Below are 24,971 nucleotides of genomic sequence, written 5' to 3' on the forward strand. Positions count from 1 at the left end.
GCTCACGGCCGGATGCGCTCCAGCGCGGCGGTCACGCCGCGCTCGGACTCGCGCGACCTGCCGCACACGACGTGCTTGTTCCGCCCGGCGAACCGGGCCCCGGCCGCGGGATCCGCGGCCCCGTCCGCCCACCGCGCCGACTGCAGCTCCTCGCTCAGCTCGGGCATGCGCGTCACGTCCGACACCAGCGCCCACACCCCGCCCCGACCGGCGGGCGATCCATGTCGTCACCACAGCGCAGGCGCCGGTGGGCGCCGACGTGCCCCGGTGCGCGGAACCGCGCCCGCAGGGCCGCGTACGCTACCGATGGCTCCGCCCCGGAAGATCGTCACGTCTGACGTGCCCCACGGCGGGGGAGCCATCACGGATGGCAGTAGCCATGCCGATCCGTCGGCGGGCACCATGTTTCACGGCCGGGCGCGGTCTGGAAGGTCCGCCCGCGCCTTTGAGCGGAGGGACCACATGGGATCGGCGATGAGCGAGCGGAATCACCGCCGGCAGAGATGGGCGGCCAGGGGAGCCCTGGCCGCGGTCGCGCTGGCGGCGCTGCTGCCCCTCGTGTCCGGCGGCCTGAAAGGACTGCTGCTGCTCGCGGCAGGCCTGGCGGGACTCGCCCTGACCGCGGCCGCACTCTGGTGGGTCCTGTCCCGCCGGGGGCCGGTCCGCACAGCGGCGGCGGCACTGGCCGTCGTCACCCCCGTCGGGGTCATCACCCTCTTCGCGGTCGCGAATCTGCTCTGGGTGGTCTTCGCGTCCCTGCTGCTGTGGTGCCTCGCGGTGTGGAGCGGCCGCTACGCCTTGCGCAGCACGGGCCTGCGGCCGGTACGAATCAAGGAGTACCGCACGCCACCGCCGAAGCGCCCCTTCCTCCTGCTCAACCCCCGCTCCGGCGGCGGCAAGGTCGAGAAGTTCCGCCTCAAGGAGAAGGCCGAGGCGCTGGGGGCCCAGGTCGTCCTCCTCGACCCGGAGAAGTACCAGGACGTCACCGCGCTGGCCAGGGCCGCCGTGGCCGACGGAGCCGACCTGCTCGGAGTCGCGGGCGGCGACGGCACGCAGGCTCTGGTCGCCGCCGTCGCGGCGGAACACGGTCTGCCGTTCCTCGTCATCTCGGCGGGCACGCGCAACCACTTCGCCATGGACCTGGGCCTGGACCGCGACGATCCGGCCACGTGCCTCGACGCCCTCACCGACGGGGTCGAACTCCGCGTCGATCTCGGCTTCGCCGACGACCGCCCTTTCGTCAACAACGCGTCGTTCGGCGTGTACGGGGCCGTCGTCCAGAGCCCGGGCTACCGCGAGGACAAGGTCGGCGCGGCGCTGGAGCGGCTGCCCGAGCTGCTCACGCGGCAGAGCGGCCCGCGGCTGACGGCCGGCGCCGACGGCACCGCCATCGCCGACCCGCAGGCCGTGCTGGTGAGCAACAACCCGTACCGCATGGACGACCCGTTCGGCTTCGGCCGACGCGAGCGGCTCGACTCCGGGAAGCTGGGCGTGCTCGCCGTCCGCGTCGACAGTGCCGTGGAAGCGGCCGAACTCCTGCTGGCACCTCGCCCGGAGGGGCTCACGGTGCTCACCGCCCAGCACGTGGTCGTCGAGGCCGACGCCTCGCACCTGGAGGTCGGCCTCGACGGCGAGGCGATCACCCTGCCCGCCCCCGTCCACTGCCGCATCGCCCGCAGGGCCCTGCGCGTCCGGGTGCCGCGCAACCGCCCCGGAATCCCCGAGGCGCCACCGCGCCTGGACTGGCGCCGGCTCCGCAAGCTGGCGGCGGCGGTCGGCCGTACCGCCGCACCCTCACGCTCCTGGCGCACCTGAGCGCGGGCCCCGGCCACCGCCCCCAGGCGAGGCATGAGCGACACCGTCGTCGCCCATGGTCCTCGACGACGCACGGGGCCGGACGCACCTTGCGGGTCGGGGTCAGCGGAGCGTCGAAAACCCCTTAGGCGCCCTGAGGCCCCGCCTGCTGCACGACCTCGAACGACCAGAGCGTCGAGTCGCTCGCCGCGGGCTTGGGGCGCTCGCCCCCTTCGCCGCCGCCCTGGTGCGCGGCCTTCATCGGTCCTTCCATCCAGGCCTGGAACGACGCCTCGTCACGCCACCGGGTGTAGACGAGGTAGGTGTCGGTGCCCTCCACCGGGCGGAGGAGCTCGAACCACTCGAACCCGTCGGAGCTCTCCACGGCGTGCGCCCGGGAGGCGAACCGCTTCTCCAGCGTCTCCCGCTGCTCGGCGGGCACGGTCAGCACATTGATCTTGACTACGCTCATGGCCCCATCTTGCCCGATGGCAGATCTGCGCAGGCTAAGTCCCACGCCATCGAGAGTTTTGAACGCGTTCAAAATGAGCTAGGGTCGCTTCCACACGTCGAGGGGGAGTGGCATGAAGATCGTGATACCCGGCGGGACCGGGCAGGTCGGCATCGTCCTGAAGCGGGCGCTGTGCGCGGCCGGACACGACGTCGTGGTGCTCAGCAGGCGCCCGCGCCGGCAGGACGAAGTGCACTGGGACGGCGTGACCCCGGGGCCGTGGGCGGAGGAGATCGACGGCAGCGACGTCGTGGTCAACCTGGCCGGCCGGAGCGTGAACTGCCGCTACACCCCCGCCAACCTCCGGGAGATGATGGACTCCCGGGTCCACTCCACCCGGGCCGTGGGCGAGGCGATCGCCGCAGCCGCCCGGCCGCCCCGGGTCTGGCTCCAGATGAGCACCGCGACCGTCTACGCCCACCGCTACGACGCGCCCAACGACGAGACAACCGGCGTGATCGGCGGCACCGAACCCGACGCCCCCGGCTACTGGGCCTACAGCGTCGACATCGCCAAGGCCTGGGAGCGGGAGCAGGAGACGGCCAACACCCCGCACACCCGGAAGGTGGCTCTGCGTGCCGCCATGGTGATGAGCCCGGACCGCGGCGGCGTCTTCGATGTCCTGCTGCGGCTGGCCCGGTTGGGCCTCGGCGGCCCCGTCGCCGGCGGCGCACAGTACGTGTCGTGGATCCACGACCAGGACTTCGTCCGGGCGGTGGAGTTCCTCATCGCCCGGGACGACATCACGGGGCCGGTCAATCTCGCCGCTCCCGCGCCCTTGCCGCACCGCGACTTCATGCGTGCCCTGCGGCGCGCGTGGGGTGTTCCGGTGGGCCTGCCCGCGACGCGCTGGATGGCCGAGACCGGCGCCTTCGTCCTGCGCTCGGACACCGAACTGCTGCTGAAGAGCCGCCGCGTCGTCCCCGGCCACCTCCTGGACGCGGGCTTCACCTTCGGCCGTCCCGACTGGCCGGCGGCCGCGGACGACCTCGTACGGCGGCTCCGCAGCACTGGCACGAGGTGAGTTCGGGTCAGCCCTGCTTCCTGCCCTGTTCCAGGGCCTTGCCGGTCATGTCGGTGACCTGTCCGGCCGGGGGCGCGTCCGCCTCCACCTCGGTGCCGAAGTCGGTGAAGTCCATGACCGTGCGCACCGTGACCCGCTGAGGCGAGGACGAGGCGTCGGTGGAGGACTGTTCCGTCGAGCCCGGTGCGGACTTGAGGGTCATGTCGATCTGCTGACGGCGCATGCGGCCCTCTTCGTCGAGCCACACGTCCATCGGCAGAGTCGGGCCGACCTGCTGCCGCAGCGCGTCGCCGTTGGGCAGCTCGGCGACGTCGACGGAGACGCGGTAGCGCGTGGTCTCGACGCCGTCGATCGTGGCCGTGCCCTTCTTGGTCACGTCCTTGTCGGTGATCGCTTTGGCGTACGCCGCGGACTGCGCCGGATCGCTCATGGACCGGTCGTCCGCGCCCTGCTGCTCGGCGACCTTCCCCAGGTCGATCTTGATCCAGGGCTTGCCGCCCGGCGCCTGTCCTTCCGGCATCTTCTGGTACAGCACCTGATCGACCACCCGCTGCTCGATCCGCTGCCCCTGCACCGCGAGCGTCATGACGCTGTCGCCGTCGTCCAGGTCCACGGCGCCCTGGCCGTTCGCGGTCTCCGAGGCGCCCTGGGCGGAGGTCTGCACCCGCAGCTTCACCTTGGCGGTGTCCTCCTCGGCCGTCCTGTCGTAGGCCGAGCGCACCGCCTGCGTGCCCTGCTCCTGTGCGTTGCCTCCGCCCGAGGCACCCCGTGTGCCGTCCCCCGTGCCGTCGTCGTCGCCGCAGCCGACCAGTACCGTGCCGGCCAGCACACCGGCGACGCCTAAGGCACAGACCTTCCTGCCGTTCGCTGCCCTGCCCATCGAACCAGCTCCTCTCAGGTGTGATGTCACCCAAGTGCCCATGCCGGACATGAACACACGTGTGTGCTCGAAGAGTTGGTTTCCGGGAGGATCCCGTCCCCGGTCGGCACGCCCGGTGCGGCCCGGTCAGCGGCGGCCGCGGAGCTTGCCCAGCAGCCGCTGGGCCTGGGCCCGCTTGCGGGGATCGGCGGCGGCCCGCCGTGCCTGCTCGGTGGCCCGCCGCCCCTGCGGGCTCCGGGCGAACTGCTTGATGCGATTCAGGATGCCGACCATGACGCACTCCCTGGTGTTGTGACGTCGTCTTGTCTGTAGCTCGCTTACCCCTCCGACGAGGTGCTCAGCCCTTCGCCCGCCCGGACGGCGCGCGACCGAACGTGTTTGCCGCCGGAGTCAGAGGCAAGTCGCAGTCCATGACCGAAGAGAACAAGCGCACGAATCAGAAGCCGACCACCATACGGACGACGGAGTCCAAGGCCCGAGGCGCCGCGGGCAAGGCGACCGCGCCGACGGCCCAGGCGGCGAAGCGCGCGTCGGCCAAGGCCGAGGACGCGGGGTCAGCCGTCAAGGCCGGCGCCGAACGCTCCGCCGAGACGACGACGGCGGCCGTGCAGACCGCGGCCAGGAGTGTCGAGGCGGGCCGCCAGGCGGTCGTCGCGGCCTCGGGCCAGGTCGCCGCCACGGCGAAGACGGCCTGGACGGCGATCGCCCACCGCAAGGCCGTCGCCGCGGGCGTCGGGGCGGGGCTGACCGCCCTGGGCGCCGCGTCGTACGCGGTGGGACGCCGTGCGGAACGCCATGCACACGGCCCGCTCACCCGGCTCACGGGCGGGCGGATCTGACCCGAGGCGAGGGCGCCCGGCAGGAGGCCCACAAGCCCGGGAAGGCGGCGCGGCGCATCACCGGATGTCCCGGTGGTACGCGGCGCCGCCTCCTTGTGGCGTCCGGCGCACTGCGGCGGTTCACCGCGTGGCGTGGCGCACATCCGGCCCTCACAGGGGTGCCCCTCTCGCGCGTCACGGCTGTGACGAGGAAGGATGAGAGCGCAAGCGAAGGATCACACCCATGTGGAGGAGCGGGCCCATGCAGCACGAGCGAGCGGGCAGTCCGGCCGGTCCCGAAGATCTCGTCGACATCGCTCGGCTGGTCACCGCGTACTACGCGCTACACCCCGACCTGGACGACCCGGGGCAGCGCGTCACGTTCGGCACCTCCGGACACCGCGGAACCTCACTGGCCGGCGCGTTCAACGACGACCACATCGCCGCGACCAGCCAGGCCATCTGCGAGTACCGCGCGGCCCAGGGCACCGACGGCCCGCTGTTCCTGGGCGCCGACACCCACGCCCTGTCGGAGCCCGCACGGGTCACCGCGCTGGAGGTGTTCGCCGCCAACGAAGTCACGGTGCTGATCGACGAGGCGGACGGCTACACGCCGACCCCGGCCGTCTCGCACGCCATCCTCGCCCAGAACCGCGGCCGCACCACCGGTCTCGCGGACGGCGTCGTCGTCACCCCGTCCCACAATCCGCCCGCCGACGGGGGGTTCAAGTACAACCCGCCCAGCGGCGGCCCCGCCGCCTCCGACGCGACCTCCTGGATCCAGGACCGGGCGAACGAGATCATCCGCGCCGGCCTGAAGGGCGTACGGCGCATCCCCTACGCCCGGGCCCTCGCCGCGGCCACCACCGGCCGCTACGACTTCCTGGGCACCTACGTCACCGACCTGCCCGGCGTGCTCGACCTGGACGCGATCCGCGCGGCCGGCGTGCGCATCGGGGCGGACCCACTGGGTGGGGCGTCCGTCGCCTACTGGGGCCGGATCGCCGAGCAGCACGGCCTCGACCTCACCGTGGTCAACCCGCACACCGACCCCACCTGGCGGTTCATGACGCTGGACTGGGACGGCAGGATCCGCATGGACTGCTCGTCGCCGTACGCGATGGCCTCGCTCATCGAGCAGCGCGACCGCTTCGACATCGCCACCGGCAACGACGCCGACGCCGACCGGCACGGCATCGTCACCCCGGACGCGGGCCTGATGAACCCCAACCACTACCTCGCCGTCGCCATCTCCTACCTGTACGCCCACCGCGACCGCTGGCCTGCCGCCGCCGGTGTCGGCAAAACCCTGGTGTCCTCCGCCATGATCGACCGGGTCGCCGCCGACCTGGGCCGCGAACTGGCCGAGGTGCCGGTCGGGTTCAAGTGGTTCGTGGACGGACTGGTCGACGGCACCATCGGCTTCGGCGGGGAGGAGTCGGCCGGGGCGTCCTTCCTGCGCCGGGACGGCTCCGTGTGGACCACCGACAAGGACGGCATCATCCTGGCGCTGCTCGCCTCCGAGATCACGGCGGTCACCGGGAAGACCCCCTCGGAGCACTACGCCGCACTGACCGCCCGCTTCGGCGAACCGGCGTACGCGCGGATCGACGCCCCGGCGTCCCGCGAGGAGAAGGCCCTGCTCGCCAAGCTCTCCCCGGCACAGGTCACCGCGCAGACCCTCGCCGGGGACGCGGTCACCGCGGTGCTCACCGAGGCCCCCGGCAACGGTGCACCCATCGGCGGCATCAAGGTGACCACCGACAACGCCTGGTTCGCGGCCCGGCCCTCGGGCACCGAGGACGTCTACAAGATCTACGCCGAGTCGTTCCGCGGCCCCGATCACCTCCGCCAGGTACAGGAAGAGGCCAAGAGCGTCGTGCTCACCGCCCTTTCGGGCTGAGCAGCGGCACGGGGCGGCCCGGCCACGTCTCGGTGGCCCGGGCCGGGCGGGTTTCAGCTCCGCGGGCTGCGGGCGGGCACGACGAGCAGGCCGACCGGCACGCTCGGCCGCTGGGTCGCGTGGACGAGGCCCTCGCCCGGGGGAGGCCGGCGCCGGCCAGCACCTGCTCGATGGCCTTCGACGTGGACTCCGGGCCGTTCGCACCGTCTCCGAGGGAGCAGGCCAGGAGGTACGGGACGTCCCCGGCGGGGGTCGTGCCCCGCCAGGACAGGACGACGAGGGAGCCCAGGTCGTCGGTGCGCACGGACCGCGTTCCGGGTGAGATCGAGGTCACCGCAAAGCCGTATCGGCGCACCGGGAGGCACCCGGCCCGCTCTGCCCGACGGGACCACGCCCCGCCGGGCTCTCCACACGAACGAGGGCACATCTGCCTCGGGTACCGGTTCGCCGGGGTGGAACCCGATACAGGACACTGGGGGAAGATCCGACCCGGGAAGGACCGTCACGTGATCATCTTCGGCACCAAGGGCTACCTGTACCAGCTGGCGATACTGACGCTGGTCTGCGGCCAGTGCGGCAATCCCGCCGCCCACACGCTCAGGAAGCGCGTCACGAAGTTCACGCTGTTCTTCGTGCCGCTGTTCCCCCTTTCGACTAAGTACCTCACGCAGTGCACTTTCTGCGGTGCGGAACAGAAGGTGACCAAGGAACAGGCGGAGCAGTTGCAGGCCCAGGGCACGAGCGGCAACGGCGGCCAGACGTACGGGCAGCCGCAGCAGCAGCAACACCGCTTCTGAGCCCGGCCGGCCGTCCCGGGGCGGGGGAGGTGCTCAGCCGGTCGTGAGCACCTCGTCCGCCGGGCCCAGGTGCTGTCGGAAGGCGTCGCGCCCCTGATCCGTCAGCCGCACGACGCGGGAGCCGTGCCGTGCACCAGCCAGGACGCCTCCAGTGCGCGGTGGAACAGGGCCACCGCGCCCGCCAGATGCAGGCGCTGCTCCGTCCAGTCCAGGCAGGTGCGCACCTGCGGACGGCCCGCCGTCCCCGCCGCCTCGTCCGCGATCCCGAGGCCCGTCAGCCATGCCGCGCGGACGTGGTGAGCGCCGGGCCCGACTCCCAGGACAACAGCCCACGAGCGGTCATGGTCTCGGTCATCGCCACGGCGAGGGAGCCGCCGAGATGGTCGTAGCAGACCCGGGCGAATCCGACGGCGCGGTGCCGGCGGGCAGCGGTGAGGGAACGGACCGGGACCAGCCGACGGGGCGCCCGGGCCGCCGGCGCCTCGGTCATCTCCGCGATGCCGGGGTCCGCCAGAAACACGCAGCGGTGCCGGCCCCGGCGCTCCTGGGCCGACAGACCACCGGCCACCAGCCGGTCCAGATGGCTCGTGGCCGTGGACGGCGCGACACCGGCGAGGCGGGCCACCTCGGAGGCCGTCCGGGCCCGGCCGTCGAGCAGGGCGAGACAGATCGCGGCACGCGTGCGATCGGCCAGCAGTGCCCCCAGTGAGGCGCGATCCGGTTCTTCGGCATGGACGTCGAGGTTGGTCACCGACCGATTGTCCCCGGCCGACACTTCGACGCGCATCGAAGCATCCCGCCCGTAGCGTCCTGAGCCATGTCGACCGACACCCACCGAGTGATCCGGCCGAGCGTGTTCTACTTCGGCACGCCCGTCGTGCTGCTGACCACCGAGAACGACGACGGCACCTGCCATCTCGCCCCGATCTCCTCCGCATGGGCCCTGGGACAGCACGTCGTGCTGGGCATCGGCGGCGGGAGCCGGAGCGTGCGCAACCTCGCCGAGCGGCCGGAGCTCGTGATCAACATCGCCTTGCCCGAGCGGTGGGAGCACGTGGAACGCCTCGCACCGCTCACCGGTGCCCACCCGGTGCCGGAGGCCAAGCGGGCGGTGTACCGCTACGAGCCGGACAAGTTCGCCGCGGCCGGGCTCACCCCGGTCGCCGTCGACCTCGTGCAGCCGCCGCGCGTCGCCGAGTGCGCCCTCCAACTGGAGGCACGGGCACGGGCGCTGACGCCCGGCGGAGCGGGCCTCTTCTTCAGTGTCGAGTGCGAGGTCCTGCGCGTCCACGCCGCCGAACGCGTCGTCGTACCCGGCACCCACCACATCGACCCGGCCGTCTGGAGCCCGCTCATCCACAACTTCCGCCACTACCACGGCCTGGCCCCCGAACTCGGCCACGGCTTCCGCTCGGAGACGGCCAGGGCCGCCGCCTCCGCCGGCTGACCCGCCCGCACGGTGAAGACCGTGCAGGTGTGAGCAGCCGGAAACGGCACGGTCCACCATCGACCAGCGGCCGGGCTGGTTCCGTTCCGTTTCCCGGACGGCGCTCATCTCCTTTCCCGGACCGCACACGAACTGTGTGGCAACCGCAAGATCCCGGGTACTCGTCCGGCCACGGGCCCGGACCTGTGTGTGGGCCGATGGGCCTCCAAGCAGTCGATCAGGAAATCGGAGGCATGCAGATGAGCACCGTCAAGGAAACCGTGGAAGTCGACGTCCCCGTCCACACCGCCTACAACCAGTGGACCCAGTTCGAGGAGTTCCCGAACTTCATGGAGGGCGTCGAGGAAGTAAGGCAGCTCGACGACCGTCACAACCACTGGACCACCAAGATCGGCGGAGTACGGCGCGAGTTCGACACCGAGATCGTGGACCAGCTGCCCGACGAGCGCGTCACCTGGCGCACTACCAGCGGCGACACCAACCAGAGGGGCTCGGTCCGCTTCGAGCGCGTCGATGACACCCACACCCGCGTGGAGCTCGTGATGGACATCGAGCCCAGCGGAGCCGTGGACAAGGCCGGGGACATGCTCGGCACGATCGACCGGCGCGTCAAGGGCGACATGAAGCGCTTCAAGCAGTACATCGAGGAGCGCGGAGCCGAGTCCGGCGCCTGGCGCGGCCGCATCCAGCCCGGCGGCGGCACCGGCCCCACCCCCCTCTGACACCCAGGGCCCCGCTCTCCCGGACCCGGCCTCCACCACAGACCCGGTGGAGGCCGGGTTCTCTTGTGTCCGCCCTCGCCCCCGATGCGCCCACTGTGTCCCCGAGGTGCCCGTGTCCCCGACGCGGGGAATGTGTGGCGTTTCGGTCATCTCAGTGACATGCACCTGTCCAAATCGGTCTCCCGGTGGCACGCTGCCCTCTGGTTCGCAGTGACACCCCTGCCTGACCGGGTGGATGCCCCCCGCCACCCGGCCCCACAGCAGAAGGAGACCGCGTGACAGGCATACCCCGTAGCCTTCGCTCCTCCGGCAGCGGCAGCCGCGTTCGTCGCACCGTCCTCGGCGCACTCGCCGGCGTCGCCGCACTGCTGGCGACCGGCGTCACCGCCACACCGGCGAGTGCCGCGCCCGACCCCGGAGCGGTGGCACCCTCGGCGCAGGAACGCGCCCTCGCCTTCTGGACCCCGCAGCGGATGCGCGCGGCCACCCCGCTCGACGTCCTGTCCGTCGACCGTTCGCAGGTGCGGTCCTCGGCACCCCGCAAGGGCAAGGCGACCGTCGTGGCACCCAGCACGCCCGTCGCCGACGTCGGCCCCCTGGCGATCCCTCACGGCGGTGGCCCCTGGACCGGGGGCGGAGCGGTGACCAAGACCGCGGGGCGGGTGTTCTTCACCTACCAGGGCCGTACCGCCTCCTGCTCCGGCAACGCCGTCACCAGCGCGAACAAGAGCACCGTGATCACCGCGGGGCACTGCGTGAAGATGGAGGGCGCCTGGCACACCAACTGGGTGTTCGCGCCCGGCTACCACGACGGGCAGACCCCGTACGGCACCTGGACGGCGTCCAAGACCCTCTCCACGCCGCAGTGGACGGCCAGTGAGGACATCAACTACGACATCGGCGCGGCCGTGGTCGCCCCGCTGGACGGAAAGAAGCTGACCGACGTCGTCGGCGGCCAGGGCCTGGCCTTCAACACCGGCTACAACAAGGCCATGTACGCCTTCGGCTTCCCGGCCGCCGCTCCCTACGACGGCCAGAAGTTCATCTACTGCAGCGGCACCACCTACCGGGACTTCCTGCTCTCCAGCGACCACGGTCTGACCTGCAACATGACCGGCGGCTCCAGCGGCGGCCCCTGGTTCACCCAGTTCAGCGAGGCCACCGGGACCGGGTTGCAGTCGTCGGTGAACAGCTTCAAGTACAACTTCCTGCCCAACGCCATGTACGGCCCGTACTTCGGCGCGGACGCACAGAACCTGTACCAGAGCGCCCAGTCGTCCTGAGCCACCGGCCGGCCGGGCGCCGGGTCCTCCTTTGGACGGTGGGGGAGGACCCGGCTCCGGGCGTCGCCGCGAGGGCGGCGAACACGTTGCGCCGACCAGCGGTTCCGACAGAGTGCCGGGATGATCGGCAACCGCATCACCTACCGCACGGCGGACGGCGTCCGCGTCCCCGGAACCTGGCGACATGCCTTCATCCGCAACGGCGACTACTTCCTGACCGACCTGTTCATCTACGCGGACGGGCTGATCGACTGCTGGGGCCTGGTCACCCTTGAGGAGTTCGAGGAGAATCTGCGCTGCGGCCGGGTCGCCACCGAACTCCGGCGCCAGGGTGTCCGCCCATGAGCTGGCCGTGTGGCGGTTCGGCGAGCCGCGTACCTGGCTCACGCCCGAGCTGCTGCTGGCCGAGGTCCGCGACACCATCGACAAACTCAACGGACGCCCGGACTCCACGGATCGCTGCCTGGCCGCCGTCGACGCGTTCCTCGCCGACCGGACCGAGGAGAACCGGGCCGCGGCCCGCGCCGCCTATCTGGCCATCCCCGAGACCCAACGCCACTACGCGCTCGGCGACATGGACCGCAAGGACTGGCCGTTCCAGGTCCTGGTGACGGGACCCGGCGAGCACCTGGACGGCACGCCGCCCGGCGAACCGGCCACGCGGGAGGAGTACGACGACGCGATCGCCTACTTCGAGGAGCGGGCGAAGTGGATCGCGGAACGGCCCGCACGCGTCCCGGCGGACGGGCCCGCGACCCCGATCGCCCCCGCGATCCACCTGTATCAGCGCCATTCCCGCGAGCCCTCGGACGACCCGGGCACGAAGGCCCTCCGCAACGACTTCCCCGCCCCCGTCCTCGTCGACGGCGTCACCTACCCCTGCGTCGGCCACGTGTACTGGGCCCTCTCCACCACGGACCCCGCCGCACGGGCCGCCATCAGGGACGCGAACACCGTGTACGCGGCCCGGGACAGGGCGGCCGACGCTCCCCGGCGCGGGTGGGACCAGGCCCGGAACGCCGTCATGACCGCCCTGCTGAGGGCCAAGTACACCCAGCACCCGGCCCTCGCCCGGATCCTCCTGGTCACGCACGACGCGACTCTCGTCTACGACGACTTCGACTCCGGCTACTGGGGCGACGACGGCGGCCGTGGCCGGAACTGGACGGGCCGCCTCCTGGAACTCGTCCGTTCGGGACTCCGTGCCGAGCAGGCCGGAATCACCCTCCCGGAACCAGGCACCGCCGCGGTGTGAGTGACGGTGCGCCGGCGGTTCAGCCGGTGGCCTCGGCGAGCAGCCCCACCTGCTCCAGCCCTGACGCCGCGGGCACGAAGATGAGCTCGTCGCAGCCGGCCGCGGCGAACGAGTCGGCGTACGACGCCACCATCTCCGCACTCACCGCGGCACTCGCCGCGATCTGCGCGGCGGCGTCGCCGAGGAAGCCGTAGTAGTGCTGGAGGTAGCCGTCCGCCTGCGCCCGGGCGTCCCGGCCGGACCTGCGACGGTGAGTGCCAGGCAGGGCCAGATCCGGTCCCCAGCGATCCGAAAGCGCCAAATCCGGACCGAAAGTCGTCTAGACCACTCCTGGAGTCTTGAACGCGCCCGTCCGGATCTGCTTGGGTGGCGGACCAATGGCCGTCGTCCGGCGGCGTCTTGGGGGGAATGGTTTCAGTGCTGGGCCTGCGAGGGGGCATGACCGGCGGGCGCGACGGGCGGCCACGCCGGCGACCGCCGTCGGTCTGGATCCCGTATCGCCGCTGAGCAGGCGGGCAGGGCATCCCGGTCTCACACCAGTCACACCCTTCATGCAGACCAAGGGAAGGTGCATGAGGTACTTCCGTCTGCTCGTCCTGGGCAACGGCATCTCGGCGTATGGCAGTTACCTGAACATGGTGGCGCTGAACGTCTTCGTCTACGACGCCACCGGCAGCGCGCTGGCCGCCGGCCTCTTCATGGCCGTGCGGCTGGCGACCAACGTCGTGTCGGGCTGGGTGAGCGGGCGGCTCGTCTCGGCCCACGACCGCAAGCGCCTGATGGTCGGCGCCGACCTGTGCCAGGCCGTGGCCCTGCTTTCGCTGCTGCTCGCCCCCGAGGGCACACGCCCCGGGCTGCTGTACGTCCTGGCCGTGGTCACGGGCGGCTGCTCGACGCTCTCCCAGGTGGCCCTGCGCAGCAGCATCCCCGAGATCGTCGGCGCCGAGCACCGGGTCCGGGCCAACGGACTGCTGGTGACCGGGCGTTCGCTCGCCATGATCGCCGGGTTCGCCTCCTCGGGCGTGGTGGTCGCGGAGCTCGGCTACTCCGCGGCGTTCGCGCTGGACGCCGCCACCTTCCTGGTCTCCGCGACCGTGCTGTCCCTGCTTCCCGTCCGCACCAGGGCGGCCACCGCCCCCGCGGGCGGCGGCTCCCCGAAGGACTCCGCCGCCGCGCGCTGGACGGCCCGGACACTGCTGGCCACAGCGCCGCTGCTGATGGCGATGATCGCCGTCCGGGCGGTCGACGGGCTGGGCTCGTCGTCCCACAACGTCGCCCTCCCGCTCTACTCCAGCAGCCTGGACCCCGACCATCCGGCCACGTTCATCAGCCAGTTCTGGGCCACGTGGGCCATCGGCACCATCGTCGCCCAGCAGGTGATCGGCCGGGTCACCAAGAAGACCGGGCGGACACCGGGGGAGCGGGCCTTCGCGCTCGGCGCCTGTGTGATGTCGGCCGGGTTCATCGTGGTCTTCTGCGGGCTGCCGACCGTGCCCGCCGTCATCGCCGCGCTCGTCGCCGGAGCCGCCGACGGGTTCACCGAGATCGTGTACGTGTCGAGGCTGCAGACCGCCCCCGACGACCAGCGCGGCCGCCTCTTCGGACTCACCGCCTCGGCCGAGAACACCGGTTTCGGCCTGGGCATGCTCGTCAGCGGCGCCCTCCTGGAGACCTTCTCGCCGCTCCAGGTGGTGGCCGCCTTCCATGGTCTCGCGATCGCCCTGTGCGCGGCCCTGCTCCTGTGGCTGGTCGGCCGGGGCAGGGCGAGACCCGCCCCGCCCGCGGAAGAACCCGCCGGCCGCGACACACCGACCGTGACGGAGGGACGCGGCTGATGAGCACCAGCGATCCGGACCCGCGGATGGCCGTCATCGGCATGGCCTTCCGGCTGCCCGGCGCCGACACGCCCGAGGACTTCTGGCGCGTCATCCGGGACGGCACCGACTGCATCACCCGCTTCACCGACGAGGAGCTCGCCGCCGCCGGTGTCCCCGCCGAGGAGTACGAGGCGGAGGACTTCGTCGGCGCCTCCGGCCTGCTGGACGACATCGCCGGCTTCGACGCCCAGCACTTCGGGATGAGCCCCCGCGAGGCCCGGCTCACCGACCCGCAGCAACGCATGTTCCTGGAGTGCGCCCAGCACGCCCTGGAGAACGCCGGCTATCCGGTCGAACGCGGCGGCACCCGTGTCGGCGTCTACGCCAGCACCGGATACCACCTGTACACCTTCCAGAACTACCTGCTCAACAACGTCCTGCCCAGCCATCCCACGTCCGACTGGGTGCAGGGCATGCAGATGACCGTCGGCAACTTCGCCGACTTCGCCGCCACCCGCGTCGCCTACCGGCTGGGCCTGACCGGCCCCGCCGTCAACGTCCAGACAGCCTGCTCCAGTTCCCTGGTCGGCGTGCAGACGGCCGCCCAGTCGCTGCTCATGGGCGACTGCGACATCGCCCTCGTCGGCGCCACCGCCGTCCACGTGCCGCAGGTCCTGGGCTACCGCCGCGTCAAGGGCACGATCCTGTCCAGGTCCGGCCGCCTGCGGGCCTTCGACGCCGGTGCCGACGGCACCGTGGGAGGCACCGGCGTCCTGGCCGTCGTACTGAAGCGGCTGGCCCGGGCGGTCGCCGACGGCGACACCATCCACGGCGTCATCCGCGGCTGGGGCATCAGCAACGACGGCGCGGGCAAGTCGGCGTTCGCCGCGCCGAGCGCACAGGGCCAGCACGCCGCCATCCGCCAGGCACTGCGACGCGCGAACGTCGGCGCGGACACCATCGGCTACCTGGAGACGCACGGCACCGGCACGCTCAAGGGCGACCCGATCGAGTTCGAAGGCGCGACCCGTGCCTACCGCGAGGACACCGACCGCCACGGCTACTGCGCCCTCGGCTCGACCAAGGCCAACATCGGCCACCTCGACGCCGCCTCAGGACTGGCCGGCCTCGTCAAGACCCTGCTGGTCCTGCGACACGGCGTGATCCCGCCGATGGCGAACTTCAGCGAACCCAACCCTCGCATCGACCTCGACCGCAGCCCCTTCTACATCCCCCGGACCGCCCGGCCCTGGCCGGAGCGCGACCTACCCCGCCGCGCGGGCCTCACCTCACTCGGCGTCGGCGGCACCAACGTCCATCTGATCCTGGAACAGGCCCCCGAACCCGCGCCCAGGACCGGTTCGGCCGCCACTCCGGACGTGCTGCTCGTCTCCGGAAGCAGCCCCCAAGCCCTCGCGGACAACGCCCGAGCCTTCCGCGACCGGTTACGGCAGCCACCCGCACCGCACCTTGCGGACCTCGTCACCACCGCCGCCCTCGGCCGCGCCCACGGCCGCCACCGCCTCGCGGCCCGCGGTACCACCCCGGCAGCCCTCGCCGACGCCCTCGACGCCTGGCTCGCCGGAGCCACCGGAGCGGCGGTGACCACCGGGACGGCCCCCGGGGAGGGTGCCCCACGCGTGGCGTTCCAGTTCACCGGACAGGGCAGCCACCACCCCGGCATGGCCTCCGCCCTCTACGCGCGTTTCCCCGCCGCACGCGACGTGCTCGACGCCTGCGAACAGCACTACCGCGAGCTGACCGGTGGCTCCCTTCTCGCGGCCATGTGCGGGGAGGACACGGGGGAGGCGACACTCGGAGACACGGACACCGCGCAGCCCGCGCTGTTCGCCCTGCAATGCGCCCTCGTCCGGCTGTGGCGCGACTGCGGCGTCGAACCGCACGCCGTGACCGGGCACAGCGTCGGGGAGTACGCCGCCCTGTACGCGGCCGGAGCCCTGTCGTTCGAGGACGGTCTGCGCCTGACCACCGAACGCGGCCGGCTGATGCGGCAGCGCTGCGCGCCGGGCGCGATGGTGGCCGCGCCGCTCGACCGGGCGAGTGCCCTCGCCCTGGCCGCCGAGATCCCCGGGCTGGAGCCGGCCGTGACCAACGGGGACCGCGCCCAGGTGCTCGCCGGCCCCGTGGCGGCAGTCGACCGGGCGTGCGCCCTGCTGGAGGACCGCGGCACACCGGGCCGGCGGCTGCCGGTGACCCGCGCCTTCCACACCGCCTTGATGGAACCGATGCTGGAGGAGTTCCGGAAGGTCCTCGACGATGCGGACTTCCGGCCGGTGCTGCTCCCGTTCATCAGCGCACTGGACGGTACGACCCGCCCGCCCGGCTGGATCCCCGACACCAACCACTTCCTACGGCACACCCGCGAACCCGTCCGCTTCGACGAGGCGTTGCGCGCCATCGGCGCCGAACAGCCCGACGTGCTGCTGGAGATCGGGCCGCACACCACCCTCAGCGGTCTGGCGCGCCGGGCGCTGCCCGACGTACGGGCGCTGCCGTCCCTGCGGCGGGGCACCGGGCTCGGCGCCCTCTGGGGTGCGGCAGCGGGGCTGCACTGCACGGGAGCGGACGTCGTCTGGGAGACGCTCCTGGCCGGCAGCGGCGGCGGACGTATCCCGCTGCCCGGATACCGATTCCAGCACCAGGACCACTGGACGGGGCCGGAGCCGACGGCCCTCAGCACGGGAACACCAGCGAGCAAGGGAGCCGAAGTGGTTCAGCAAGAAGCAGCGGTCGCACGGGTACTGCACAGCATCGTCGAGGCGACCGCCCGGCATCTCGGCGAGGATCCGTCGGCGATCGTCGGCGACGCGAACTTCTTCGACCTCGGCGCCGACTCGCTGCAGATGATCAGCGTGCTGCGGGAACTGGAACAGGAGCACCAGGTCAGGGTGACGATGCGGCAGCTGCTGGAGGAGACGGGCACGCCGCGGCGGCTCGCGGAGTTCATCGTGGCCCGTGTGCCGGATTCGGGGACGGGCGCACCGCAACCACCCGCCGCTGCCGATCCCGTGCCCGCGGTCGACCCGCCCGCGCCCGACACTCCCGCCACGACTCCCGCATCTGCTACCGCCACGACTCCCGCACCTGCTCCCGCCACGACTCCCGCACCCGTCCCGGCCGCCGACGCCCCCGCTCCGGAGTACGCGACCCGCGAGGAGCTGGAGGACCTGGCCCACAAGATTCAGCAGATGTCCCGGATACAGCTCCAGATGATGTCCCAGCTCTCCCAGCTGCTCGCGCTCCAGACGGCCTCGGTGACGGAGCGGCTCAACGGCAAGGTGGCCAAGTGACCGGGCTGAACGGCATATCCGCCGCACTGGACCGTGACCTGGCGGATATGGAAGAACTCTCCCAGCGGATCGCCGAGCAGATGGGCGCCGGCACGCCCGTCACGGATCCGGGATCCCCGGCCCCGGCGCGTGTCCACGGCCCCCGGGTGAGCGTCGCGAGAAACTCCGGCATGGTGCGGGACGCCTCCCCGCACACCCAGCAGGAGCACCTGGACGACCTCGTCCGCCGCTACACCGCCAGGACCCCCACCTCCAAGCAGATCGCCCAGCGCTACCGCCGCGTCCTGGCCGACAGCCGTGCCGTTGTCGGCTTCCGCAGCGGCACGAAGGAGATGCTGTACCCGATCGCGGGCCGCCGGGCGAGCGGGGCGCGGCTGGAGGACGTCGACGGCAACGAGTACGTCGACATCACCATGGGCTTCGGCGTCCTGCTCTTCGGCCACGAGCCGGACTTCGTCACCGAGGCCGTGCGCGAGCACCTGTCCCGCGGTATCCAGCTCGGCCCCCGCACCATCGAGACCGGCGAGGCGGCCGAACTCCTCGCGGAGATCACCGGGTTGGAGCGGGTGGCCTTCGCCAACTCCGGCACGGAGGCCAACTCGGCGGCCATCCGCCTGGCCCGCGCCGCCACCGGCCGCGACAAGATCGTCACCTTCCTGGGCGCCTACCACGGCCACGCCGACAACGTCCTCGGCCGCGCCTCGGGCCATGGCGCCGACCAGATCACCGTGCCCGTCTCCAGGGGCATCCCGCAGGCGGCCGTCTCGGATCTGCTGGTCCTCGACTACGGCAGCGACACCGCCCTGGAGACGATCGCACGGCACGCCGACGACATCGCCGCGGTCGTCGTGGAGCCGGTGCAGAGCAGGCACCCCTCGCTCCAACCCGCTGAGTTCGTACGCAGGTTGCGGGAACTGACCCGCCGCCACGGCATCGTGCTGCTCTTCGACGAGATGCTGACCGGTTTCCGCCCCGCCCTGCGCGGCGCGCAGGAGCTGTACGGCGTGACCCCGGACCTCGCCACCTACGGCAAGCTCCTCGGCGGCGGCTTCCCCATCGGCGCCATCGCGGGCCGCGCCGACATCATGGACGGCGTCGACGGCGGCTACTGGTCGTACGGCGACGACAGTTACCCGCCCGCCGACACCACGTTCTTCGGCGGTACGTACATCCAGCACCCGGTGTCGATGGTCGCCGCCCGCGCCGTACTGAGCCACCTCAAGGAGCACAGCCCACACCTTCAGGAGCGCCTCAACGCGCGTACCGCGGAACTGGCCGCGACGCTCAACGGCTTCTTCGAGGCCGAGGAGTATCCGCTGCGGATGACCCACTTCGGCTCCCAGTTCCGCTTCGAGCACCGCGCCGACATGGAGCTCCTCTACCACCACCTGATGCTGCGCGGCGTACACGTCTGGGAGTGGCGCAACTTCTTCCTGTCCACGGCCCACTCGGACGGCGACATCGAGTGCGTGGCCGACGCCGTACAGGACTCGCTGCGTGAGCTGCGGGCGGCGGGGTTCTTCCCGGGAGGGCGGCCCGTGGTGCAAAAGCCCGCGCCCCCGGAACCGAAACCGGCACCCACCGCGGCGGCGCCGGCGCCGACGTCCGCCCCCGTGGCGTCCATGGCCTGGAACACCGCGGCGGTCGCCGGATCCGGCACGGCACCCGTGGCCGAAACCGCCCTACGGACAGCCGCGACCGCCCCACGGACAACCGAAACCGACCCGCGAACAGCCGACTTCAGCGTCTACTTCTTCGGCGACTACCCGCAGGACGCCCCGGCGCCCCGGCACGGCCAGTACGAACTCCTGCTGGAGGTCGCCCGGTTCGCCGACCGGCACGGTTTCCATGCGCTGTGGATGCCCGAGCGCCACTTCCACTCCTTCGGCGGCCTCTTCCCCAACCCGGCGGTGCTCGCCGCCGCACTGTCCCGTGAGACCGAGCGCATCCGCCTCAACGCCGGCTCGGTCGTCCTGCCCCTGCACGACCCGATCCGGGTCGCGGAGGAGTGGTCGATGGTCGACAACCTCTCCGGCGGGCGCGTCGGGATCGGTGTCGCCAGTGGCTGGAGCTCCAAGGACTTCGCCTTCTTCCCGGACCGGTTCGGCCGGCACAAGGAGCTGATGTTCGAACAACTGGAGGAGGTGCGGAGGTTCTGGCGCGGGGAGGCGGTGCGCCGTACCACCGGTGACGGCGAAGTGGCCGACCTACGGCTCTTTCCACGGCCGGTTCAGGAAGCTCCGCCCCTGTACACCGCGGTGGTCGGCAACCCCGCCTCGTACGAACTGGCCGCCCGCCACGGCCTGGGCATCGTCACCAACCTGATGACCCAGAGCGTCGAACAGCTCCGGGACAACATCGCCCGCTACCGGAGCGCACGGGCCCGGCACGGCCTGGACCCGGATGCCGGACGGGTGGCCGTCCTGCTGCACACCTATCTCGCGGACGACCACGACACCGCGAGGACGGAGGCCTACGAACCCCTGTCCCGCTACATGCGCGCGTCCCTGTCCCTGTTCAGCGGCGTCACCAACAGCCTCGGGCACAGCGTCGATCTGGCCGCCCTCAGCGAGGACGACCTGGAGACGGTGTTCCGTCGCGCCTACGGCCGTTACTGCGACCAGCGCGCCCTGATCGGGACGGTGGACAGTGTCCGCCCGGTCGTGGATGCGGTGACCGCGGCGGGCGCCGACGAGATCGTGGCGCTCGTCGACTTCGGTGTCGCACCCGACGAGCTGCGCTCGGGCCTGCCCCGCCTGGACGCACTGCGCCGCCACTACCGCCGGCCGTCCCCCGCTCAACCCGCCCCCGTCGACGCCCCCTTGTCGCCCGGACAGGAGCGGATCTGGTTCCTGGAGCGCCTGCTCCCGGGGCGTACGGCCTACAACGAGGTCAAGGCGGTCCGTCTCGACGGCCCCCTCGACGTGCCCGCCCTGCACGCGGCGCTACGCGGCCTCGTCACCCGGCACGAGGGCCTGCGCACCGTCTTCCGGGAGACCGGCGGTGAGCCGCGTCAGCTGGTACGGGCATCCGCCGAGCCGGACTTCGAGGTCGTGGACGGCACCGGCAGCGCCCGGACCACGCTCCAGGACGTCCTCGCGGCCGAGAGCGCACGCCGCTTCGACCTGGCGGAAGGCCCGCTGTTCGTCACCCGGCTCGTCAGGCTCGCCGAGGCGGAGCACGTCCTCGTCCTGTCCCTGCACCACATCGTGGTCGACGCGGCCTCCGCGACCGTCCTCGCCCGCGACCTGTCCGCCCTCTACCGGGCCGAACGCGACGGCACCACCCCCGGTCTTCCGGCCCTCACCTGGAGCTACGCCGAGCACGCGAGGGAACAGGCGGCATCGGCGAACAGCCCCGAGGCCGAAACGGACCTGGCCCACTGGCGCCGCACCCTCGGCGGCGACCTGCCCGTCCTCGCCCTGCCCACCGACCGGCCGCGCCCGTCGCCGATGACCTCCAACGGCCGGGCGGCATTCCACACGCTCGACCCGGAACTCTCCCGCAGGTTGCGTGAGTTGAGCCGGAGCCGCCGCAGCACGCTGTTCATGACGCTGCTCGCCGGGTACACGGCGATGCTGCACCGGATCACCGGGCAGACGGACATCGTCGTCGGCACCCCGTTCTCGGACCGGCCCGAGCGGGCCGAGCACGTGCTCGGGTTCTTCGTGAACACGCTCGCGCTGCGCTTCGACCTGTCCGGCGACCCAGCGTTCACCGTGCTGCTGGACCGGGTGCGCTCGGTCGCTCTCGACGCGTACGACCACGCGCGCGTGCCGTTCGAGAAGGTCGTGCGGGAGCTCGCCCCGGCCCGGGCGGTCGACCGCACCCCGGTCTTCCAGGCGTTCGCGGAGTTCCAGCGCGCCGAGCCGTTCCGTTTCGACCTGCCCGGTATCGAGGCCACACCGCTGGACGTGGGTCCGGACAAGGCGCTGACGGACCTCACCGTCTACTTCACCGACCAGCCACAGGGCATCCGCTGCCATCTGGAGTACCACACCGACCTGTTCGACCAGCACACCGTCGAGGGGTTCTTCACCACCTTCCGGGACCTGCTCACCGCCGCGGTCGACGCTCCCGAGGCGCCCCTGTCGCGGCTCGCCCCGGGCACCGTCGAGACCGCAGCCGAGGCAGAGCCCGTACCACGGTCCTGGCAACACGGCCCGGCCCGCCCGCCCGCGGACACCACCGTCCACGCTCTCGTCGCCCGGCAGGCAGCCGCGCGACCGGACAGCACGGCCGTGATCAGCGGCGACAGCCGCCTGACGTTCCGCGAACTGGAGGAGCGGGCCGAGCGGTTGGCCGCAGTCCTGCGCGGGCAGCACATCACGACCGGCGGCTTCGGAGACGCGGTTGTCCTGTGGCTCCCGCGCTCCGCCGACCTGGTCGTCGCCATGCTCGCCGTGCTCAAGGCGGGCCGCGCCTATGTGCCGCTCGACCCGTCCCTGGGGCGGGCACGCGCCGAGCAGGTCATCGCCGAGTGCGGGGCGCGGACCCTGGTCTCCACGCACGGGGCGGCCGCCGCGCTGAACCTGCCCGGACACGTGAGTGTCGTACCGCCCGACGCGACCGGCCGTACCGCCCCGCACGCCACCCTGCCCGACCCCGATCCGCGGTCCGCGTGCTGTGTCCTGTACACCTCGGGCAGCACCGGCACCCCCAAGGGCGTCGTGCTGACGCACCGCGGTGTGGTCGACCTGTGCGAGTGGCAGCACCGGCGCTTCGCCCGCACCCCGGCCGACCGCGGTGCCGTCGTGTGCAGCCAGAGCTTCGACGCCTCGGTCCTGGAGATCTGGCCGGCGCTGACCGCGGGAGCGTCGGTCACGATCGCCGGCGAGGACGTGCGCAGGGATCCGCTCGCCCTGGCCCGGTGGTACACCGAGCAGGGCGTCACCTTCTCGATCCTCCCCACCGCCCTGGGCGAACAAGTACTCCGCCTGCCCCCGGCCGACCAGCCACCACTGCGTCACCTGCTGCTCGGCGGCGACGTACTGCGCACCCGCCCACGGCCCGAGGCACCGTACGAGACGGTGAACGTGTACGGGCCCACCGAGGTCACCGTCCTGTGCACCACCGAGACCGTGTCCCCGCAGGAGCAGGACCCCGTCCGTCCCATCGCGCTGGGGCGCCCGGTCGACAACGTGACGCTGAGCGTGCTCGACGCCGTCGGCAACCCGGTGCCCGTCGGCACGGTGGGGGAGCTGTACGTCGGCGGCCCGGGCGTGGCCAACGGCTACCTGCACCGCCCCGAACTCACCGCCGAGCGCTTCCTGCCGGACCCCGACGGCGGCCCGGACGCCCGCAGGTACCGCACCGGCGACCTGGTCCGCTGGAGCGGCGACGGGAAACTGGAGTTCTGCGGCCGGGCCGACGACCAGGTCAAGATCCGTGGCTTCCGGGTCGAGCCGGAGGAGGTGTCCCGCGTGCTCAACGCCCTGGACGGCGTGCGCGAGGCGGCCGTGCTGGCCCGCCGCAACGGCCAGGGAGAGGCGTATCTGGCGGCCTACGCCGTCCCCGCCGACCCGATCGGCGCCACGGCCGACGACCGGCAGGCGCTCGCCGACCTCCTCGCCGAGGAACTGGCCGCCCGGCTCCCGGAGTACCTGGTACCGCGTGCCTGGCGGATCCCGACTGCCCTGCCCCTGACAGTCAACGGCAAGCTGGACCGAACGGCGCTGCCGGCACCCGACCTCGTCACCACGGCACCGGGCCGCAGGCCGAGCGGCACCGGCGGGGAGCCGGCGTCCGGCCCCCGCACGGACATCGAACAGCGGGTACGGCGCCTGTGGGCAGCCGAGTTCGGCCTCGACGCCGACGCCGTCACGGCCGATACCTCGTTCTTCGACCTGGGCGGCCACTCGATCACCGCGATGCGGCTGGTCAACCGGGTCCGGGAGGAGTTCGGCACCGAGTACCCGATGCTCGCCTTCTACCAGGAGCCGACGCTACGGGCCATGACGGCCCACCTGGCCGGAACGCTCGCGGAGCCGAAGCCGACCACGGCGGCCGAGACCGAGACCGACACCGGCATGGAAAGCGAGACCGAGGCCGACGGCCCCGGCCCGGTGGAGCACAGCGCACCCGCCACCGCCCAGCAGACCCGTTTCGCCACGGTGCACGCCGAACACCCCCTCCCACAGGTCTTCAACGTCGCCCTGCGGATCACCCTCTCCGGAGACCTGGACACCGCGGCCCTGCGCACCGCCCTGACCCGGCTCGTCGAACGGCACGAGGGACTGCGGACCCGCCTGGCCCGCAGCGGGAACGGCTGGGAACAACAGGTACTGCGGCCAGGCCCGGTCCAGCTGCCGATCGAGGACCTCACCGCACGCACCGAGCACGAGCGGCGACGGGCCCTGGACCAGGCGAGCACCCGGGCCGCCGAAACACCCGTCGACCCCACCCGCGGAACACCGATGTGCCTGCGGCTGCTGCGCACCGGCGAGCGCACCTGGGTGCTGCTCCTCGTGCTGCACCACTCCGCGTGCGACGGATGGTCCGTCAGCCTGCTGCTGAAGGAACTGGCCGCGCTCTACGGCTCCGCCCTGCGGGGAGAGCCCCACACCCTGCCGCCCGTACAGTGCCAGCCCGCCCAGTACGCCCGCTGGCAGCGGGAACAGGCCGACGAGGCCGCCGACGAACGCAAGCTGGACTTCTGGCTGCGCGAGCTCGACGGGGTGCCGTTCACGGTCGGCCTGCCCCTGGACCGCCCCCGGCCCGAGCAGCCGAGCGGCCGGGGCGGCGCCGTGATGTTCACCGTCCCCGCCGATGTGCGCTCCGCCGTCGAACGCCTCGCGCGGCAGCGGGGCACGACGCCGTTCGTGGTCACCGCGGCCGCCCTGGGCCGGCTGCTCGCGCAGAAGTCCGGGCAGGCCGACGTGGTGTTCAACATCTCCTACGCCAACCGCGAGCGCCGCGCGTTCGAATCCCTGCTGGCCTGCACGATCTCCGGTTTCGCACTGCCGGTGCGGGGCGGCGCCGCGGGTTCCTTCACCGCCCTGACGGACCGCGTCGCCCGTACGGCCGTGGAGTGCATGGACCGGGCCCTGCCGGTGCGCCGGATCGCCCCCGCGTTGCGGGAGCGCACGGGCGTCGAGGTGCCGGACCGGCTGGACGTCGGCTTCGCGTACCAGAGTTCCCTGGACGCCGAGGTGGAACTGCCCGGCCTGACCACGGCCGTGGAGGACCTGGCCCCCGCCGCGTCCCGCACGTTGCTCACCTTCGGCCTCGTCCCGGCCGGCGACGAACTGAAGGGCTTCGTCGAGTACTCGGCCGACCTGTGGGACCGCACCACGATCGAGGACTGGACCCGCGACTACGTCGACCTACTGCGCGAGGAGACCGACCGGGCACCCGGGCACTGACGACTCTCGTCCGTCCCGCCACATTGACAGGTCCGGACCAAGGAG

The 24,971-nt window shown here is 72.2% G+C and carries 19 protein-coding genes and 1 pseudogene; 12 read left to right on the forward strand and 8 right to left on the reverse strand.

Features of this window, described 5'->3' with window-relative positions; translation table 11 throughout:
• Window positions 1–2: 2 nt before the first annotated feature.
• Window positions 3–185, reverse strand: a complete 183-nt coding sequence (locus HDA41_RS39605; RefSeq protein WP_184992786.1) for a hypothetical protein — start codon at window positions 183–185, stop codon at window positions 3–5.
• Window positions 186–462: 277 nt separating this feature from the next.
• Here HDA41_RS39605 and HDA41_RS39610 point away from each other — a divergent pair, with 277 nt between their 5' ends.
• On the forward strand, window positions 463–1,815 hold the full coding sequence (locus HDA41_RS39610; RefSeq protein WP_184992788.1) for a diacylglycerol/lipid kinase family protein: 1,353 nt from the start codon (window positions 463–465) through the stop codon (window positions 1,813–1,815).
• Between the two features lie 124 nt (window positions 1,816–1,939).
• On the opposite strand, the gene HDA41_RS39615 is transcribed toward HDA41_RS39610, so the two are convergent.
• Complete coding sequence (locus HDA41_RS39615) at window positions 1,940–2,266, reverse strand: antibiotic biosynthesis monooxygenase family protein (RefSeq protein WP_184992790.1); 327 nt, start codon at window positions 2,264–2,266, stop codon at window positions 1,940–1,942.
• Window positions 2,267–2,378: 112 nt separating this feature from the next.
• Here HDA41_RS39615 and HDA41_RS39620 point away from each other — a divergent pair, with 112 nt between their 5' ends.
• Window positions 2,379–3,329 (forward strand): TIGR01777 family oxidoreductase, encoded by a 951-nt coding sequence (locus HDA41_RS39620; RefSeq protein WP_184992792.1) that lies wholly within the window; start codon window positions 2,379–2,381, stop codon window positions 3,327–3,329.
• Window positions 3,330–3,336: 7 nt separating this feature from the next.
• On the opposite strand, the gene HDA41_RS39625 is transcribed toward HDA41_RS39620, so the two are convergent.
• Together HDA41_RS39625 and HDA41_RS39630 are read right to left on the reverse strand one after the other, a co-directional pair.
• Window positions 3,337–4,209, reverse strand: coding sequence for an SCO4651 family lipoprotein (locus HDA41_RS39625; protein ID WP_184992794.1), 873 nt, complete (start codon window positions 4,207–4,209; stop codon window positions 3,337–3,339).
• 126 nt (window positions 4,210–4,335) lie between these two features.
• Window positions 4,336–4,482, reverse strand: a complete 147-nt coding sequence (locus tag HDA41_RS39630; protein WP_184992796.1) for a hypothetical protein — start codon at window positions 4,480–4,482, stop codon at window positions 4,336–4,338.
• A 137-nt stretch (window positions 4,483–4,619) separates the two neighbouring features.
• Here HDA41_RS39630 and HDA41_RS39635 point away from each other — a divergent pair, with 137 nt between their 5' ends.
• Both HDA41_RS39635 and pgm read left to right on the forward strand, forming a co-directional pair.
• On the forward strand, window positions 4,620–5,048 hold the full coding sequence (locus HDA41_RS39635; RefSeq protein ID WP_184992798.1) for a hypothetical protein: 429 nt from the start codon (window positions 4,620–4,622) through the stop codon (window positions 5,046–5,048).
• A gap of 241 nt (window positions 5,049–5,289) precedes the next feature.
• On the forward strand, window positions 5,290–6,930 hold the full coding sequence (gene pgm, locus HDA41_RS39640; protein ID WP_184992800.1) for a phosphoglucomutase (alpha-D-glucose-1,6-bisphosphate-dependent): 1,641 nt from the start codon (window positions 5,290–5,292) through the stop codon (window positions 6,928–6,930).
• Here pgm and HDA41_RS39645 read toward each other — a convergent pair.
• A complete protein-coding gene (locus HDA41_RS39645; protein ID WP_184992801.1) occupies window positions 6,911–7,264 on the reverse strand; it encodes a DUF5949 family protein in 354 nt (117 codons plus the stop codon). The two genes, pgm and HDA41_RS39645, sit on opposite strands and share 20 nt — an antisense overlap.
• A 172-nt stretch (window positions 7,265–7,436) precedes the next feature.
• On the opposite strand from HDA41_RS39645, the gene HDA41_RS39650 reads away from it, so the two are divergent.
• A complete protein-coding gene (locus HDA41_RS39650; RefSeq protein ID WP_184992803.1) occupies window positions 7,437–7,727 on the forward strand; it encodes a zinc-ribbon domain-containing protein in 291 nt (96 codons plus the stop codon).
• A gap of 101 nt (window positions 7,728–7,828) precedes the next feature.
• Here the strand turns inward: HDA41_RS39650 and HDA41_RS42515 are convergent, their stop codons facing one another.
• Both HDA41_RS42515 and HDA41_RS42520 read right to left on the reverse strand, forming a co-directional pair.
• Window positions 7,829–7,951, reverse strand: coding sequence for a hypothetical protein (locus HDA41_RS42515; protein ID WP_311772186.1), 123 nt, complete (start codon window positions 7,949–7,951; stop codon window positions 7,829–7,831).
• Window positions 7,952–8,001: 50 nt separating this feature from the next.
• On the reverse strand, window positions 8,002–8,478 hold the full coding sequence (locus tag HDA41_RS42520; protein ID WP_311772187.1) for an ArsR/SmtB family transcription factor: 477 nt from the start codon (window positions 8,476–8,478) through the stop codon (window positions 8,002–8,004).
• A gap of 66 nt (window positions 8,479–8,544) precedes the next feature.
• On the opposite strand from HDA41_RS42520, the gene HDA41_RS39660 reads away from it, so the two are divergent.
• From HDA41_RS39660 to HDA41_RS39675, 4 genes and pseudogenes are all read left to right on the forward strand, one after another.
• Window positions 8,545–9,174, forward strand: a complete 630-nt coding sequence (locus HDA41_RS39660; protein ID WP_184992805.1) for a flavin reductase family protein — start codon at window positions 8,545–8,547, stop codon at window positions 9,172–9,174.
• A gap of 239 nt (window positions 9,175–9,413) precedes the next feature.
• Entirely contained in the window at window positions 9,414–9,896 is a 483-nt protein-coding gene (locus tag HDA41_RS39665; protein WP_184994123.1) for an SRPBCC family protein, read from the forward strand.
• Window positions 9,897–10,171: 275 nt separating this feature from the next.
• Entirely contained in the window at window positions 10,172–11,179 is a 1,008-nt protein-coding gene (locus HDA41_RS39670; protein WP_184992807.1) for a trypsin-like serine peptidase, read from the forward strand.
• A gap of 120 nt (window positions 11,180–11,299) precedes the next feature.
• A pseudogene (locus tag HDA41_RS39675) lies at window positions 11,300–12,434 on the forward strand (NADAR family protein).
• 19 nt (window positions 12,435–12,453) lie between these two features.
• On the opposite strand, the gene HDA41_RS39680 reads toward HDA41_RS39675, so the two are convergent.
• Window positions 12,454–12,735: a hypothetical protein gene (locus tag HDA41_RS39680; RefSeq protein WP_230299744.1), complete on the reverse strand. Its 282-nt coding sequence runs from the start codon at window positions 12,733–12,735 to the stop codon at window positions 12,454–12,456.
• A 271-nt stretch (window positions 12,736–13,006) separates the two neighbouring features.
• Here HDA41_RS39680 and HDA41_RS39685 point away from each other — a divergent pair, with 271 nt between their 5' ends.
• Genes HDA41_RS39685 through HDA41_RS39695 form a run of 3 tightly spaced genes read left to right on the forward strand, consistent with a single transcriptional unit; the run spans window position 13,007 to window position 24,926 of the window.
• Window positions 13,007–14,269: an MFS transporter gene (locus HDA41_RS39685; RefSeq protein ID WP_184992809.1), complete on the forward strand. Its 1,263-nt coding sequence runs from the start codon at window positions 13,007–13,009 to the stop codon at window positions 14,267–14,269.
• On the forward strand, window positions 14,269–17,562 hold the full coding sequence (locus HDA41_RS39690; RefSeq protein ID WP_184992811.1) for a type I polyketide synthase: 3,294 nt from the start codon (window positions 14,269–14,271) through the stop codon (window positions 17,560–17,562). Before HDA41_RS39685 ends, HDA41_RS39690 begins: the two co-directional genes overlap by 1 nt.
• Window positions 17,563–17,609: 47 nt before the next feature.
• On the forward strand, window positions 17,610–24,926 hold the full coding sequence (locus tag HDA41_RS39695) for a non-ribosomal peptide synthetase (RefSeq protein ID WP_184994125.1): 7,317 nt from the start codon (window positions 17,610–17,612) through the stop codon (window positions 24,924–24,926).
• Window positions 24,927–24,971 lie beyond the last annotated feature (45 nt).

Origin of the sequence: Streptomyces caelestis, assembly GCF_014205255.1 — a bacterium.
GTDB lineage: Bacteria > Actinomycetota > Actinomycetes > Streptomycetales > Streptomycetaceae > Streptomyces > Streptomyces caelestis.

Excerpts from the sequence above, each read along its gene's own strand:
- HDA41_RS39610 (WP_184992788.1), top strand. The coding sequence starts at position 463 with ATGGGATCGGCGATGAGCGAGCGGAATCACCGCCGGCAGAGATGGGCG.
- HDA41_RS39615 (WP_184992790.1), bottom strand. The coding sequence starts at position 2,266 with ATGAGCGTAGTCAAGATCAATGTGCTGACCGTGCCCGCCGAGCAGCGG.
- HDA41_RS39620 (WP_184992792.1), top strand. The coding sequence starts at position 2,379 with ATGAAGATCGTGATACCCGGCGGGACCGGGCAGGTCGGCATCGTCCTG.
- HDA41_RS39625 (WP_184992794.1), bottom strand. The coding sequence starts at position 4,209 with ATGGGCAGGGCAGCGAACGGCAGGAAGGTCTGTGCCTTAGGCGTCGCC.
- HDA41_RS39630 (WP_184992796.1), bottom strand. The coding sequence starts at position 4,482 with ATGGTCGGCATCCTGAATCGCATCAAGCAGTTCGCCCGGAGCCCGCAG.
- HDA41_RS39635 (WP_184992798.1), top strand. The coding sequence starts at position 4,620 with ATGACCGAAGAGAACAAGCGCACGAATCAGAAGCCGACCACCATACGG.
- pgm (WP_184992800.1), top strand. The coding sequence starts at position 5,290 with ATGCAGCACGAGCGAGCGGGCAGTCCGGCCGGTCCCGAAGATCTCGTC.
- HDA41_RS39660 (WP_184992805.1), top strand. The coding sequence starts at position 8,545 with ATGTCGACCGACACCCACCGAGTGATCCGGCCGAGCGTGTTCTACTTC.
- HDA41_RS39665 (WP_184994123.1), top strand. The coding sequence starts at position 9,414 with ATGAGCACCGTCAAGGAAACCGTGGAAGTCGACGTCCCCGTCCACACC.
- HDA41_RS39685 (WP_184992809.1), top strand. The coding sequence starts at position 13,007 with ATGAGGTACTTCCGTCTGCTCGTCCTGGGCAACGGCATCTCGGCGTAT.
- HDA41_RS39690 (WP_184992811.1), top strand. The coding sequence starts at position 14,269 with ATGAGCACCAGCGATCCGGACCCGCGGATGGCCGTCATCGGCATGGCC.
- HDA41_RS39695 (WP_184994125.1), top strand. The coding sequence starts at position 17,610 with ATGGAAGAACTCTCCCAGCGGATCGCCGAGCAGATGGGCGCCGGCACG.